Origin of the sequence: Cedecea selenatireducens, assembly GCF_042138895.1 — a bacterium.
Classification (GTDB): Bacteria; Pseudomonadota; Gammaproteobacteria; order Enterobacterales; family Enterobacteriaceae; genus Cedecea; species Cedecea selenatireducens.
Map to the genome: position 1 here is coordinate 142175 of NZ_JBHIKW010000008.1, position 16991 is coordinate 159165.

5 protein-coding genes are annotated in these 16991 nt (G+C 45.4%); all 5 read right to left on the reverse strand.

Annotated features, from left to right (window positions below; translation table 11 throughout):
- Window positions 1–16: 16 nt before the first annotated feature.
- On the reverse strand, window positions 17–1183 hold the full coding sequence (locus ACE38U_RS14635) for a beta-barrel domain-containing protein (RefSeq protein ID WP_038473002.1): 1167 nt from the start codon (window positions 1181–1183) through the stop codon (window positions 17–19).
- Window positions 1184–1192: 9 nt separating this feature from the next.
- Window positions 1193–2932 (reverse strand): peptidase domain-containing ABC transporter, encoded by a 1740-nt coding sequence (locus ACE38U_RS14640; protein WP_375530013.1) that lies wholly within the window; start codon window positions 2930–2932, stop codon window positions 1193–1195.
- The gene (locus tag ACE38U_RS14645) at window positions 2925–4229 is read right to left on the reverse strand and encodes a TolC family protein (protein ID WP_375530014.1); all 1305 of its coding nucleotides are present in this window, start codon (window positions 4227–4229) and stop codon (window positions 2925–2927) included. Before ACE38U_RS14645 ends, ACE38U_RS14640 begins: the two co-directional genes overlap by 8 nt.
- Before the next feature lie 465 nt (window positions 4230–4694).
- Window positions 4695–10766 carry a beta strand repeat-containing protein gene (locus tag ACE38U_RS14650; RefSeq protein ID WP_375530015.1) on the reverse strand — a complete coding sequence of 2024 codons (6072 nt, stop codon included), beginning with the start codon at window positions 10764–10766 and terminating at the stop codon, window positions 4695–4697.
- 403 nt (window positions 10767–11169) lie between these two features.
- A complete protein-coding gene (locus ACE38U_RS14655) occupies window positions 11170–16680 on the reverse strand; it encodes a beta strand repeat-containing protein (protein ID WP_375530016.1) in 5511 nt (1836 codons plus the stop codon).
- Window positions 16681–16991: the final 311 nt, after the last annotated feature.

Genomic DNA, 16991 nt, shown 5'->3' on the forward strand with positions numbered 1-16991 from the left:
AGCTGGTTGATTGTTATTATTTTTCGCCTAAAGACTCGGAAAAGGTTTTTATAAGCGGTTTTGCCATATACTCTAAAATAGTTCGTTCTCCAGTAAAAACCTCTACGGTACTGGTCATTCCGGGTTGTAAATCAATTTTTTGAGATGGTTTTTCTCTGTTGTGTTCGAGAAGGAATGCATAATCAATCACGATGTGTACGCGATAGTAAAATTCGTCACCTTTAGCTGTCTTGTCCACCAGGGCATCTGGGCTTATATAAGATACGGTGCCGGGGAGTGTGCCATATATAGTGTAATCATAAGCATCTAGTTTAACTGATGCTGGAAGGTTAACTCGAATATTCCCAATGTCAGCAGGTGGCATTTTAACCTCAATAATTAACTTTGAAGAGGTAGGTAGTATGTTCATTATAATATCTCCAGGACGCACTCTGGCACCTGCAGTATTAATTTCTATTTTTGAAACTATGCCGTCCACAGGTGAGATGATACGAGTGCGTGAGAAGTTAATTTCGCGATCTGCCAGGACCTGTTCCTGAGTGGATAGTTCTTCATCAACTTTTGTTAGTTCAGCTTGCGCATCCTGGAAGAATTTATTTTGCTTAGCCGTTATTTGTCCCTCTAGATCAACCTGCTGCCGCTCCAATCGCAGTACATCAGCCTGACCAATATCACCGGTTTTAAGCAACCGGCTTGCTAACTCTCTTTCACGTGAAACCAAATTTTTGCTTTTTGTTAACGCATTAATTTCGGCAGACAGTGCTTCTTTCCTACGGTTATAAAGTTCGGTCTGGTTCGAGATAAAAACATCATATTTTTGGGTAGACTCTGGAAACTGCAAAGGCCTGCCATAAACCTCTGCTTGTAAACGCGAAAGTGAAGTGCGTAGTGCAGCAACTTTTCCTTCAAGATCTTGTAATGCAGCCTGAGCTTGTTCTTGTTCCATATTAACAAGCACTTGCCCTTTTTTTACGTGCTGACCTTCGCTGATGTTTATTTGTGATATAACACCATCTGTAGATGCCTGTATTACTTGGGTGCGCTGGGCTGCTATAACATTGCCTCGAGCTCGTGCAACCGATTCAATCTTGCTAACTGATGCCCATACAATTAAGCAGGCAAGTAGAGTAACAATTATCAGTATTAATAGACTTACGCGAATGTAATCAAATTTTGTTCTCATTATTATTGCCTATTTATTATTGTTCTTAAGATATTCGAGGACATCATTTTTTTGGCCATCAATAAATCGACCGTCAGCCGTAATGATAATGAGTCGATTCACCAGTTCGAGAGTGCTAAATTTATGCGTCACCATGATCATTACGCTATTCTCAGTTAGAACATTATTAATTGCTGTGATTGCTCGCCTTTCTGTTTCCGGGTCAAGAGAAGAGGTTGGTTCATCGAAAAGCCATATATTTTTGTTTCTCAGCAATACCATAGACAAAGAGATTAGCTGCTGCTGTCCCGCCGATAAACCATCTCCTTTTTCTCCAATAGGCAGGTCAAGGCCTTTTGGATTATTGGCGATAAGATCTATAAGCCCGGTTGTTTTACTAATATTTATAATCTCTTGCTCAGTTGCCTCAGGGCAGATTACCTGGAAATTAGATCGCAAGGTACCGGCAAAAAGGGTCGGAGACTGCGGAAGATAAGCGATGGAGTTGCTTAGTGACTCACGCGATATGTGCCTGATATCAAGGCCATCAAGATGTATCTGACCTGAAGTTTGAGGGTAAAGGCCGATCAGCAGTTTCAGTAGGGTTGATTTTCCAGCACCGACCGAACCGATGATCCCTACTCTTTCACCTTTTTCAATTTTCAGACGCGGAACCTGTAAGGGGTGATGGCGACCTGGAAACTCATAAGTCATACTATCAATCCACCACTCGCCATTTAAAATATCTGGAGAAAGGGTGTTACTTTCTAGTTGGTTTTCTGTTTCCATTTTCAGAAACTGGTTTAATGCATTCTCAGCAACTTTTGCCTGAGCGGCCTGAACTAACAGCATAGGAATGCTTGCAACGGGAGCCAATATTCGTCCGGCAATAATTGAGCTGGCAAGAATGGCTCCGCTAGTGATATTGGTTGTCGTGGCAGCCAATGCTGCACCTGCGGCTACGACAAGCGCATAGCCTACTTGTTGGAAAAATTGTGCCGTATAGGCGGTTGATTCGGAAATATGTCTGATACCCATATCGTTTTCCAACGCTTCAACTGACATCTTATTCCAGCGAGAAGATAATGCCGTAAATATGTTATTTGCTTTAATGGTTTCCAACCCTTGAATGGTTTCCAGAAGCAATCCTTGTTTACGGTTCTGAGTGGTAAATTTCTTTCTTGAATAAGTTCTTATTCTGTAATGTTGTAATACACCATACAAAACCATCATAAGGAAGATCACTGCTGGTATAGACGCTACCAGAGGGCCGGAAAGCAGGAAGAGGGCAAATAAAAATAGAATAGCGTAGGGGGCATCAACAATGCCAAATGAAAATAGAGTGACAAAAAAACCTCTTATTGCTTCATAACCTTGTAGTTGTGAAGAAAAGGTCCCGGAATTGACTGGAATAACGTCAAGGCGGACTTTCATCAATGAATCATAAATATAAACTGAAATCGTTTTGTCCAAATAGGACACGATATGTTCAACAATTCTGCTGCGTAATTTTTGTAATGTATACTGGAAGCAGTAGGCCAGTAAAACGCCAATGGTCAAAACAATTAATGTGTCAGTACCTTGTCTTGGTAAAACTCTGTCATATACCTGCATGCTATACAACGCAGTACCAATAGCAATTAAATTGATAGTGGAGCCAGCAAGGAAAACATAAAGCCATATGGATTTCTTATCATTTAATAGCCCGGTAACGAGTTTTTTAACTGACATTGTTTTTTTGTATTCATTATTTGCTTTGTTTTTATTCATGGGTGGAAAAACCTTCCTTTTTATATTCCCCAGTATATATTTTTAATTTCCACTCATAAGCGGCAATAGAAGATTGTAGCTGGGCATAGGATATTTCAGAGGCGCTAAGCTCTCGGGCTGCGTTCAACAGGTCAATCCATGTTTTTTGTCCAAACTCAAACTGTCGCGTATAGGATTCAAGTACTTTATTATTTTCAGTAGTTTGGTTTTTGATGAGGTTGATTCTCGATAATGCAGAGTTAAGGCTAACGACTGTACTGTAAATATCATTTTGAAGATAAATTTTTTCACTCTCAAGGTTATATTTCAGGGCGTCGACACGCTGTGTTGAGTTACTATAATCATAGTAACTGGTAAATCCAGCCCCTGGAGTATACTGGATATTGACCATGATTTTATTGTCAGTGAGTGTGCCGCTATTATTATTTTTATACTGCTCCCGTGAGGCCACAAGGTTAATGTTGGGGAATAAATTAGCCCTTTTGACATCTGCTTGACGACTGGCTACCAGAATATCACTATGAAGCCTTTTGAGAGTAGGTGAGTGTTCAACAGAGCGTTCCAGGTATTTCTCCAGCGGATAACTTTTTTCATTCAATGGGAAGGAGAATGCAAGGTATTTGGAATCAAGACCAATACCAACAACACGTGAAAGATTGTTTAACGCAGTTATCTTATCTGCGTTAATAGTGGCAAGATCGCTCTCCGCCTGCATTACTCGGGATCGGATAAAGGTCAGATCTGCTTCACTTGACCGACCGCCTGCTATGCGATTTTCGATGATATTTTGATAGCGCTGATAGCGTGCGAGAGTTTGTAATATGACTTTTTCCTCTGCTACTTTACTTTGATAGGTTCGCCAGAGATCGATGATACTCAATGCTAATTTATATTTGACTTCGTAAACGCCATCCTCGGCCGATCGGACTCTGGCTTGTGCATATTCAAGACCCGATGTAAGTTTGCCACCTGTCCATAACGGCTGGGTTAAACTAGCACTAAAATTATCACGTCCTTTATTCGCATTACCGTACGATATACTGGGGGTAGGAAGAAACTGATTTCTTGCAGCGCTGACTTCTGACAGCGCTGCATCGACGTTGAATTGACTGGATGTAACGTTGGGATTGTATTGAAAAGCAATACCAATCATCTCTTCTACAGAAATATATTTTGTTTCCGAAACGTGAAGGCTTTCGGCGTTTGGTGATGCTATCGATAAGGTAGAGCCTGAAGCGCTTAATAATACTATTGTCAGATGCTTTCTCAAGAAATTAACCCCTGGCTTGCTGAACATACTTAATCCTTGAAATTGAAATAAATTTTTTTGATTTTTATAAAATAATAGTGAATGGCTTTAATGCTACTGATGATATAAATCAGTCAGATTTATGATTATTTTTTATTTTAGGGTGAATGGCATTTTTCGCAATGCTGATGTCCAATGCAATATAATCTACATGAGATTTTTATTGATTCAGATTACCGTTTGTGAGATTCGCCTTTGTTCTCAATTGACTGATTTTATTGCATTTTTCCCTGTGGTTATTTTTCAATCACTAGGACTGGCATTTTTTTATGTGTAAATTTATATATTCTAATGGCGGTTCTTGTTTTTTATATGATGTGGGGCGAAGTGAAATAGAGGGCTACTGGTTTACTGTTATTGGAAACGAGATGAAGATAGTAAAATCTTTCAATTGTCATTTCCTTATTTTAAAGGCCTGACACGGAAATTAAAAACCGTATCAGGCCTTTACGGTTAGATTACAGAGGTTATTGAGTTTTTAATATCGGTGTCTACTATCAGCTGTGCTGAATTGTTAGCGGTGTTATAAACATGATAAGTTTGTCCTCCGGCAGTGACATCATTGCTATAAACCCAGGTACCGCTGGTGATGGTTAATGTACCTGCATTTACGCTAGCTGAAGTGATCACCATTTGATGTTGGCCATTGGCAGTATTTAAACCTGCAAAAATTTTATCATCAAAGATGTTACTGTCCGACTGCAATACATCCGACAGGGATAGTGTCAGCGCACTTTTATCATCTCCCAAATCAACGCGAGCAACTTTTCCATGTGAGGAGAGTTGGGTAAAATCTATTTGCCTTCCATTGGTAACCTGCACACCTGGTAAGGCACTATTATTACCGATAGCCGAGCCATTAAGAGAAGTCTGTACAACAATATTCAACTGTTCGTTTGTAACTATATTAATAGTATAGGCACTGGAGGAACTGAGAATAGTATCATCTGCAGCTACAATTTTAGCTGTTATATTGTGGTTTCCTACAGTTAAGCCAGATGCAGAATAAGTCCATGTATTGGTGATAGGATCAACGGTGGCATAGCCAGCCAGCTTTGTTGTATCAACATATATCGCCACATGCTCACCAGCGAGAAGAGGCGATGTAAGCGTGCCCCTTAAATCAGGGCTTGTATCATCACTACTTGATCCACTCGCAAATAATCCCGTGTGGAATCCAGAGTCATCGTTTAAAGAAGTGATACTGGTTACCGCATAGTTATAGGTGAACCTTGGTGAGAAATTCCCTAGATCCCCGGTGCCGCTGTTCTCAACTCGGGCTGTGATGTTACTTTCACCTGCTGCAAGGCTCGGAGTATAGCTCCACGTTAGTCCTGAAGCATCGACGATTGCGGAACCTAATTTTGTACCATTACGGTATATGACCACGCTTTCTCCTGGCCGAAGCGCGTTGCTGATGGTACCTCTCAGCGTGGGGGTATTGTCATCTGTAGAAACAGACGTAGTCACTGTCCCCTGATTGACCCCCTGATTATCGGTATAACCGGTAATGTCAGTCGTTGTTAATAATGCTCCTGTACTTGGTACAATGATATTAACATAACCGCTAACGGAAATATTGGATAAGGTGCCGTCCTGATTTTCTACTTTAAGCTCAATACTGTGCTGACCCAATGCGAGTGGTGTTAAAAATGCGTATGTGGCAACGGTTCTGGCAGCATTTAATGTCGCCATGCCGACTTTCACACCATCAAGATATACTGATACCTGCTCTACGCTTAACAATGCAGAAGTAAAATTAAGTTTGACCTCAGGTTCATTATCATCTGTATTTAGTCTTGATGTAGAGGAAGTGTTTCTAAATAGTGTTTCCCCGGTAACGCTACCTACATCATCTCCGTAAGTGCCTCCGAATGCATTAGTGGTGATTATTTCATTCACTACTTTAGCCGCTGATGATACTGATGTTCCACCGGTCGCCTGGTTATAAACTTCGGCGGTGACATTTTTCAGGCCTGCTGAGTAATAAGTATATGACCACGCTAATCCAGTACTGTCTACAGTTGCATAACCATTCAATAAAGTACCACTGGCATAAATACGTATCACATCACCAGGTTTTAGCTGTGTTGATAGTGTGCCGTTAAGTACAACTGCTGTGCTGTTAGAGGGAATAGCAATTGAGTGCCCGTCGGGTACAACGACACCTCCGTTTGTCACTGTTGTAATAGCGACAACTTGAGTTGGTACATAACCTGGATCTACAACATTAATCTGATAATCAGATGGTGAGCTAATAACCGTTCCTGCACTGTTCTCTATAACAGCACTTAGATTGTATGAACCAGTAGTCAACGTTGGTGTAAACGACCAGGTTCGTGTTACAGCATCGACTACAGCATAACCAATTCGACCGAGAGTTTTGTCGTAAATTGCTAATTGTTCACCGCTGGCTAATGGTTGACTTAAAACACCACTTAATAAAGGTGTCGTATCATCTGTTGTTCCATTTTTTTCAATGTTACCGGTTATAGTTCCTACGTTGTCGCTCATCTTTAAAGATGAAGTCAAATAATTATAGGTAAATGTTGTTTGTGAGCTATTTGTTACAAATGAACCGCTCTCCATTTCAACCCTAACGGTATAATTATTTTGGGATGAGGTTAGCTCAGCAGGAGTATAAGTCCACGTTAAAGTATTGTTATCAATGGATGTAATTATCGAACGTACTGTACCATTATAGATAGCCAATACTTCCCCTGCTTTTAAGGCAGTTGAAAGTGTTCCCGTAAATGTTGGAGTGCTATCATAACCCACACCCCCATCTGGGATCACAAGGTTACGACCTGAATCCTCCGTCGCTCCGTTAATTGTAATAACCTGAGAGGGTACAATGAGGACGTTAATCGTGTCTGCTGTGAGTAATACGGTTGAGCCACTCTCAACCTTTGCGGTAAAAGCATGATTGCCATCAGATAAGGGTGTTTGAACCTGGAATGACCAACGTTGTGTCGTTTCGTTAATAGTCGCTTCTCCCAGTCGTGTAGTACCATCATAGATATATATATGCTGTCCCGTGCTTAGCTTAGATGTAATACTGCCGGATAAAAGTGGAGTACTGTCATCTGATACTACACCTGGGTTTGTAAGCGTATAGTTGCCATCTTTTTGTCCAGGTCTGTAATATGATTTAATGTCAGGGTTGTTTCCTAATAATAAATCAGAATTGGAATGATTTATCATCGATGTTGATGATATTGAAAGCACGGTGTCGAGCTGGGTGTTGCCATACCCAGAAGCTCTGAGATAAATAAGTGTTATGTTATAATTTGCCCCTAGATCTATTTCAAACCATCCTTTACCATCAGGGTTCGCTACATATCCAATATTTCCATATCCCGACGCTCCATTGTTCAGAAGAGTGTTCCCGCCACCACTAGACGTTATATTCAGTTTGTTTAGTGCAACGTTGGTTAGAACGCCGTTAACCATCGCCCATACTTCAACATCACCGGCACCAAATGTTGATGCAGTCAGTCCGGACAAGCGCACATAGCGCACTGGGTTATTTAGCGGTAGGTCGCCTGTATTAAACGTCGAACCGTTTAGCGTTGGGGTATTATCGGTAAAAGTATCAATTGTTAATCCAGAAACAATAAACACTCGCTCACCGGATGTTGCACCATTTTGCCCGCTGGTGTTTTCAACCCTGGCAGTCAAATTATGAGTGCCGCCGCTGAGTGGACCTACTGCCAGTGACCAGGTGAGTGCGCTCGGGTTACTGCTGTCTACTGTTGCAGTACCTAGTCTGGTTGTACCATCGTATACCACTATGCTATCCCCCGAGCCCAGAGTGGCAGAAAGTGTTCCGCCGATAAGGGGGGTGATATCATCGGTAACACCATTATTCGCTATGTTTCCCTGAGATCCTCCAGCATTATCGTTAACGGTAGTTATCTCAACCGTCTGGTAAGGCACGAATGTTAGCGTGAAATCGTCGCTGGCAATCAGAATGGTACCGTCTGCTTTTTCAATTTTTGCCGAGAACGTATGCTCACCTGAACTCAGGCCTGTTGTTGGCGTATATTCCCATCCTGTTCCTGATGCGTTAACGGTGGCGTATCCCAAACGTGTAGTGCCATCATAAATGCCCACTTTTTCACCGCTTAGAAGTTGCGCTGTTAATGTACCACTCAACGTTGGCGTTGCGTCATCGGTACTACTTCTGCTGGTGAGCACTCCAGTGGATGTACCAACATTATCTGAAGCGCTAAGGGTGGATAAACTCGTAATATTGGTATTGAACGATGCTGAATCAGCGCCATTTAATCCGGTATCTTTTTCTACCCTGGCGGTGAAACTATGGGTGCCGGTACTCAGAGAGGAGGCTGTATATGACCATGATGTTCCCTGGGAAATTGTTGCTGTTCCCAGTCTTGTATTGCCGTCATATATGGCCAGCGTTTCGCCACTTCTTAGCGTTGCGCTGATTGTCCCTGAAATAACCAGACTGGAATCATCGGTCGAACTGTTATTACCTACGTTTCCGGTCGTTACCCCAACATTATCTGCAACTCCGGTGATATTCGCGGTCGTTGTGGGCGCCGCTGTCTCAATAGTTACCGTATAAGCTGTTCCGGCTGTGGACTGATTACCGGCGGCATCCGCCACGCGAGCGGTGTAGGAGGGCGTTGAGCCATTGGCCAGCGTTCTGGTGTCGGCATAGCTCCAGGTATTGTTGACGCTGTCAACGGTAGCGGTTCCCAGGAGCGTGGTACCGTCATAGACCTTCACGGTCTCGCCGGTTACCAGGGCTGAACTGAGGGTGCCGGAGACAACCGGGCTGGTGTCATCGGTACTGCCACCCCGGGCTACGTTGCCGGTCACAGTACCCACATCATCCGCAACGCCCGTGACGGAGGCGGTTGTTATCGGCGCCGTTGTGTCGATGGTTACCGTATAAGCTGTTCCGGCTGCGGACAGATTACCGGCGGCATCGGCCACGCGAGCGGTGTAGGAGGGCGTTGAGCCATTGGCCAGCGTTCTGGTGTCGGCATAGCTCCAGGTATTGTTGACGCTGTCAACGGTAGCGGTTCCCAGGAGCGTGGTACCGTCATAGACCTTCACGGTTTCGCCGGTTACCAGGGCTGAACTGAGTGTGCCGGAGACGACCGGGCTGGTGTCATCGGTGCTGCCACCCCGGGCCACGTTGCCGGTCACAATACCCACATCATCCGCAAGGCCCGTGACCGATGCCGTAGTTGATGGGGGAGTGATGTCCACAATAACATTATACCCAGGCTGGGCATTCGACTCGCTACCGAGGGCATTAGTGACTTTAGCTGTATAGAATGGTTTAGCACCATCGTCGAGCGTTCGGGGATCCGTGAAGTTCCAGGTAAGATTGAGATTATCAATAACGGCAGTGCCCAGAAACAACGTACCGTCGTAAATGCGTACGGTATCGCCAGCCTCGAGCGCCTTGTCCAACGTTCCTTGCAGTTCTAGAGTGGTATCATTCGTTACTGCACCACGTGCGACTTGTCCTGAGTCATCTTGCACACGGCTAATGCTAGCTGTCGCCGCCGGCAAAAGATCAACAATATTTACTTTGTAGGCAACCCCAGCGGCCGACTCTATGCCCGTGGAATTGATGACCTGTGCGGTATAGGAAGGTTTATCACCATTTACCAGCGTTCGGGTATCATTATAGCTCCAGGTATTGCTGGTATTATCAACGGTAGCTGTTCCCAGGAAGACGCCGCCGTCATAAATACGGACCGTCTCGCCATCAGCAAGTGAACCACTCAAATTCCCTGAAAGCTGCAGGTGTGTATCGTCGGTGTTGCCCCCGTTGACGACCTCACCGGTTATTGCGCCAACATCATCAATAACAGAGGTGATGGCTGCCGTAGCTGTTGGTGGCAGGGTAGAGATATGAATAACATAAGGTGTACTGGGCGGTGACTGTCTTCCTTCACTGTCGGAAACCAACACAGTATAAGACGGATTATCACCATTTTTTAGCGATCGGGTATCCGTATAATGCCAGGTATTGGTGGCGCTATCATAAATCGCATTGCCCAACAAATTACCGTTATCGAATATTTTTATGCTCTGACTGGCGGTAAGGGGGGCGCTGATTGAGCCCGATAGCACCGGATTTGTCGCGTCGGATGTACCACCTCTTGCAATATTCCCGATAATAGTGCCGATATTATCATTGATTCCAGTAATATCAGGGACTGGAAGTTCAGTTACCTCCGGAGATATGGGGTTGGTAGGGGCGCTGGGTTTGGAATCATGATCTGAATGATGATTATTAAATAAAATAGCCATAGCGCCGCCTACAGCGCTGGCACCCAGGGCCCACCACCATGCGACTTTTTTATCGTCGTCATCATCGTTTTTATCAATCGTTTTTTTAGCGTCCTTCGTCACTTCGGCTTTTGCCTGAGCAATAGTATTCCTGGCGCTGTTTACCTCTGTTATAACCGGCTGGTTATTATCTTTTATATTGAGCGCTGGTGAAGGGGTGTTACTTAATGGTGTTTTCGGCTTCATGTTTAATTGATTTCCACTGAAATGAGAATGAGCAAGCGAAGGGTAAAGCACTCCCTTTTTAATTTTCTTTTTTTAGTTTAACCAGAATTACTGTATGTACAATAGATTAGAGTATTGATGCGTTATTTTATATTTTAATTTTTATCCGCCGTTATGTGTTTATCTTTTTGTTAAAAATCAATAAAAACAATGAATTGTGTTTTTGATTTGATTTGATTTGGATTGGTTTTTTGTGTTTATTTTATTGTGTAACTTTACACATGTGTATTTTTGCTTGTGTAGTTGGAGTGTGATGAAGGGGGAAGTATCGCTTGATAATACTTTAGCACGTGTAAGGAGAGGCCGATTTTATCAGGTTTTTATAATCGGCCACTTCATTAAACTAAATCGATCGGTCTGCGTTTTAAATGATGATTACATGGCTGTTTATCAGGGTCGTAACATCTGTAGTATTCAGTACTGTACCTTGCAAAATAATATTTTGCATTGTAGTGCCTGTACCTTTTCCATCGATATCAATCGTAATGTTGGTATTACCACCCCCGGTGGTTATGGTTACCCAATCGGCTATGTTAGATCCGCTACTTCCTTTTAAGCCAACCAGTAAGTCGCCGATATCTAGTTTGTCGCCGCTTGTGCCATTCCACGCCTCAAAATCCTTGATGATATCGGTGGCGTTGCCAGTGGCATCTCCCGCACGCCAGACAAATAAATCGTTATCCGTGGCTGTGCCTCCGATACCTCCGCCCCGACCCCACATAGTGTCATTGCCGCGGCCACCAATAATAGTGTCATTACCATAACCGCCCATTATCCAGTCATTGCCGTCCCCTGCGTCGATATAATCATTGCCACCACCCATTACTTGCTCAAACATCCGGTTTTCTGTGTTACTGCCGCCGGGTCCATCTCTTAGAGCATTCAGGGTAGTGTTGTACGCATCTGCAGTAGTTCCGGTATTGTCTGTGGCGCCAGCAATATTTTTTCCATCAGATTCAATGATAGCCGCGCCTTTATTCGTCGTATTATCTGAATCTGCGTCAACGGCTGCACCGCCACCGCCGGAGGTTCTGTTGCTACCATCAGGTCCATATCCGGCTGAACCGCTAACGGCTGCACCCAGAGTGCTGCCTGAAGAAATGCTGGTTGTATTTGTGCCACCATTGCCTCCATTACCGGCGCCGACTCCACCCACGGCACCTGTTGACCCTCCAACATAAAAACCACCGCCGCCGCCACCACCGCCACCATATCCACCTGCTGAGCCGTTCATGGTGTTATTGACGTTAGAACCAGAGAATCCATCACCAAAAATAATATCGTTCCCAGCCCCGCCAAAGATTCGGTCATCGCCACCGCCGCCTGCGCCAGGTGCACCGGTGCGTGTTCCTGACGCTCCACCGCCACCCCCACCGCCAGAACCATCGCCGAAAATAAGATCGTTCTCTGTGGTACCAATTAAAGTATCGGCGAGGCCAATGCCGGCGCTACCGGCTTCACCGGTTCCCGATGAGACACTTATTGCACCTTTTCCTCCTTTTCCTGATTCATCTCCCCAAATAACAGCCTGTGAATTTCCTATATTAAATTGGAGATTGCCATGAATATCATATTGACGGCCCCATGCATCAGGTTCAGAAATGGTATAAGAAACTTCAGCTGCAGTACCATTTTCAATAAGCGATGAGGGGGTTTGGTTATAGGTAATGCGCACTTTACCGGATACGATATCTTGCATAGTGATTCGGGTTGTGACGTTACCGTTCAGATAAACAGTGGCATTAGTGAGGATGTCAAAGGTGATGAATATCTTATCGGGGCGAGCATCCGGCTGTAAGCCAAAATGAGCCAATGTCAGTATTTCTCCATTGGATGAGCCATTGACTAAAAATCCATCTGATGGTTGATCGGAACTGCTAGTAGAGCGATTGAGTTGAAGGGCTGTTTGTGGCTGCAGGCTGGCAAGAGGGCCAGAAGCATCCACAAGCTGGCTGCCAAGTGATATCACAGCGCGGTTACCCGCGAGGTCGACCTGCTGAATTTTTAAATTGGTATAGTTGCCAGCAGGAATATTTACCCATTGATCCAATGTTGCCGTGGCGGCGCTGGTGGTAAATGTCGCTAGTTGCTCGCCTGTATCAACGACACCATTATTGTTTGTGTCGTTAAAAAAGATAATGGTGGATGATACTTCACCAGTACCTGTTAGTTGGGGTTCTGTACTGATAATACCATCGTCGTTAGCGCCGCTATTTAATTTTGCCGTAATGACCGAGCTGGTATCAAGAATTATTGGGCTATGTGCCGCAGATGCGGAGGAGCTATTTCCGGCGGTATTATTCGCGATTGCCTTAATATTATTGTAAGTCCCGCTGGCCATAACCGTGGTTGTAATACTGGTTGTACCATTAGCACTGAGGGTTCCGCTCCCCAGTAATTCCCCTGCATCTACCACACCATTGTTATTAACATCATTGAATACGCGAACGGCAGAACCATCGGTTCCTGTGAGATTAAAGGTCATTGTTGTAACGTTAGTCACATTATCCGTATCGGATGTACCGCTATCGGAGGACGCACTGAGATCAAGCGTAGGCGTTGAGGGCGTGATAGGTGTAGTTCCTGTATATACCGTCACGGTATAAGCGGTTCCGGCGGCGGATTGTGTACCTAATGAGTCAGTTACGCGGGCGGTATAGGAGGGTTTATCTCCGCTCGAGAGCGTTCTGGTATCGGTGTAGCTCCAGGTTCCACCGGCTGTATTGATGGTGGCGGTGCCGAGGAAAACCAAACCGTCATAGATACGCACACTTTCACCTGTAGCAAGTGTTGCACTCAATGTGCCCGAAATTACCAGGCTTGTGTCGTCAGTTGTGCCTCCATTGGGGACGTTGCCGGTAACGGGCCCCACGCTATCCGTTACTCCGGTCACCGCTGCGACAGTTGTCGGACCTGTGGTTACCACATTCACATGGTAGGCAGAACCCGCTGTTGAAAGATTACCTGCTGCGTCTGCCACCTGTGCGGTATAAGAAGGGGTTGCACCATTTGCCAGAGTGCGTGTTTCCGTATAGCTCCAACTGTTTGTAGCATTATTAACGGAAGCAATTCCGAGGAAAGTAACGCCGTCATATATACGCACGACTTCACCGTTAGCCAGAGATGTGCTGAGAGTACCGGAAATGACCAACTGGGTGTCGTCAGTTGTCCCTCCGTTAGCAACATTCCCCGTAACTATACCAACATTGTCGGCTACTCCGGTAACACTAGCCGTGGTTGTCGGGGCAGTGGTATCAATAGTCACACTATAAGCCGTGCCTGACGCTGACATATTGCCGGCTGTATCTGCAACCCGTGCGGTATAAGAAGTGATTGCACCGTTGAGTAGGGTACGAGTGTCGGTATAACTCCAGTTGTTGGTGCTGGGGTTAATTGTAGCCACGCCAAGAAATACCGTGCCGTCATAGATTCGGACCGTTTCGCCGGTTGCCGGGGTTGCGTTAAGCGTCCCGGTGATGACCAGTCTGGTGTCATCAGTCGTTGTGCCATTTTCAACGTTGCCGGTGATAATTCCCGTATCATCGGCAACGCCAGTGACGCTAGCTGTCGTCTCCGGCACGGAAGTCACAATGGTCACGTTCCATGCTGTTCCAGCCGTAGAGAGATTACCAGCAGCATCAGAAACTTGTGCCGTAAAAGAAGGTGTTGCACCATCATCCAGGATTCTGGTGTCGGTGTAATGCCAGGTTTTATTTACGTTATCAACGGTAGCGGTACCCAGGAAGGTAGAGCCATCATAAACACGCACGCTTTCTCCGATCTCCAGTGCCTTGTGCAGCGTGCCGCTTATTTCGAGGCTCTGGTCATCAGTTGTGCCGCCAGCAGCGACCTCGCCTGTGACAATACCTACATTGTCAGTTACCGCAGTGACTTCGGCTATATTGGTTTCAATCGTGACGCTGTAAGCATCACCTGCATCTGACTGAGCGCCAATACTGTTTGCAACCCGTGCGGTATAGGAGGGAGACGTGCCATTCGTCAGAGTTCGTGTATCGGTGTAACTCCATGTGCTAGTGCTGACATTAATCGTGGCATTGCCGAGGTATGTCGTACCGTCATATATACGCACAGTTTCCTGTAAGGCGGGGACTTTGCTAAGCGTACCTGAAATAACCAGATTGGTGTCATCGGTAGTACCGCCGTTTGCCACGTTGCCGGTGACAGCACCCACGTTATCCGTTACTCCGGTAACAGTAGCTGTCGTGGCAGGGACAGTCGTATCTATGGTGACGCTATAGGGCGTACCTGCGTCAGACATATTTCCTGCTGCATCAGCAACTCGTGCTGTATAAGAAGGCGCTGCGCCGTTTTTCAGGCTTCGCGTGTCTGCATAACGCCAGGTATTGTTGCTTAAATCAACGGTAGCAATACCCAGGAAGGTGGCGCCATCATAAATGCGAATGGTCTCTCCGTTTGCTGCTGCGGCGCTAAGCGTACCTGAAATAACCAAACTGGTGTCGTCAGTTGTTCCCCCGTTAGCAACATTACCCGTGATGACCCCAGCATCGTCAGCTACGCCGGTGACTATTGCTGAGGTAGCTGGCACAGAAGTATCAATGGTTACGCTATAGGGCACACCTGCAGCGGACTGATTTCCTGCGGCATCGGTGACTCGCGCGGTATAGGAGGGGATGGCACCGTTAACCAGGGTACGGGAGTCAGTATATGTCCAGGTTTGATTTACCCTGTCAACGCTGGCCATACCAAGAAACGTCATGCCGTCATAGACGCGGATGGTATCACCCGCCACAAGGGGGCCGTTAAGCGTCCCGGAGATAAATAAATGCGAGTCATCGGTTGTATTGCCGCTCGTAACATTGCCGGTAATAATCCCAACGTCATCTTCAACTCCGGTCACGGTTGCCGTTGTCGTAGGCGGGGATGTATCTATAGACACACTCCATGACGCACCGGATGAATTAAAATTCCCATCAGAATCGGCAACCTGGGCGTTGTAAGATGGTTTGTCGCCGTCGCTAAGTGTACGGGCATCGATATAACGCCAGGTCTGCCCGATGTTGTCCACGATAGCCGTTCCCAGGAAGGTTTTGCCGTCATAGATGCGAACAGTTTCACCGTCTTTCAGTGGGGCGCTTAGCGAGCCAGAGAGCTGTAAACTTGTCTCATTCGTTGCTCCGCCATTCTCCATGACGGTGCCAGTATGAGTCACCACACTGTTAATGTTGGCGGTCGTGGTGGGGAGAATGACAATATGAATCTCATAAGACTCACTCACCTGCGACGCTGTGCCATCACTATCGATAACCTGAGCGGTATAGGACGGATTAACACCATTCTTCAACGATCTGGTATCAGCATAACGCCAGGTCAGGGTGGCAGCATCGAAAGTGGCATTGCCGAGGAAATTACCGTTGTCGAATATGTTTATGGTTTGTCTGGCGGTGAGGGGGGCTGTGGTTTTGCCTGTTAATATAGGATTTGCATCATCTGAAATCCCACCTCTTGTAATATTCCCGATAATGGGGCCAACATTATCATTGATCGCGGTTATTTCTGCGCCGGGTATCGCCGTCACACCTTCAGGCGGCGTTGGCCTGGCTGGCAAGTCAGGGCGTGGTTCATCTCCTGAACTATGACCACCCAATATCGCTGCCGTAACGCCACCCAGCGCGCCAATACCCAGAGCCCACCATCCAAGTTTTTTATAGCCCTCGTGATCATCTTTATTCTCAACGTTTTTTTTTGCTTCACGGGTTATCAGATGAGAGCCAGGGGTAACGGTGGTTTGTCCTGCCCCCGGACCTGATATGATCTGTTCCTGGCTATTCTTAGTGGAATTTTCAATTGATTCTTTATGGCGGGCTGAATATGTTTTCTTCATAGAAAAATACACTTCTATATGATTAGAGAGAAGTTGGTAAATGTTTGGAGTTGTAGATGTTGCATAAATCCAAAGTGTTATTTATTCATTCTAACTCAAAACAAATGTTAAACAATTAATGAATCAGTGACCATTCTGGCGATCGGCCTTTTTGTCTTAAGTTATGTGTACTAATGCAGTGTTTATTTAAATTAAAAAACCTTTCTTAACATGGTGTTATGCTCTTCCTGAGGTGCGTTTTTTTGCGAGGGCGTAATTGGGTTTTGTGTAATATTACTCATCCATCCCGAGCTGGCTAGGAATTTTCTTGCTTGCAAAGTTAT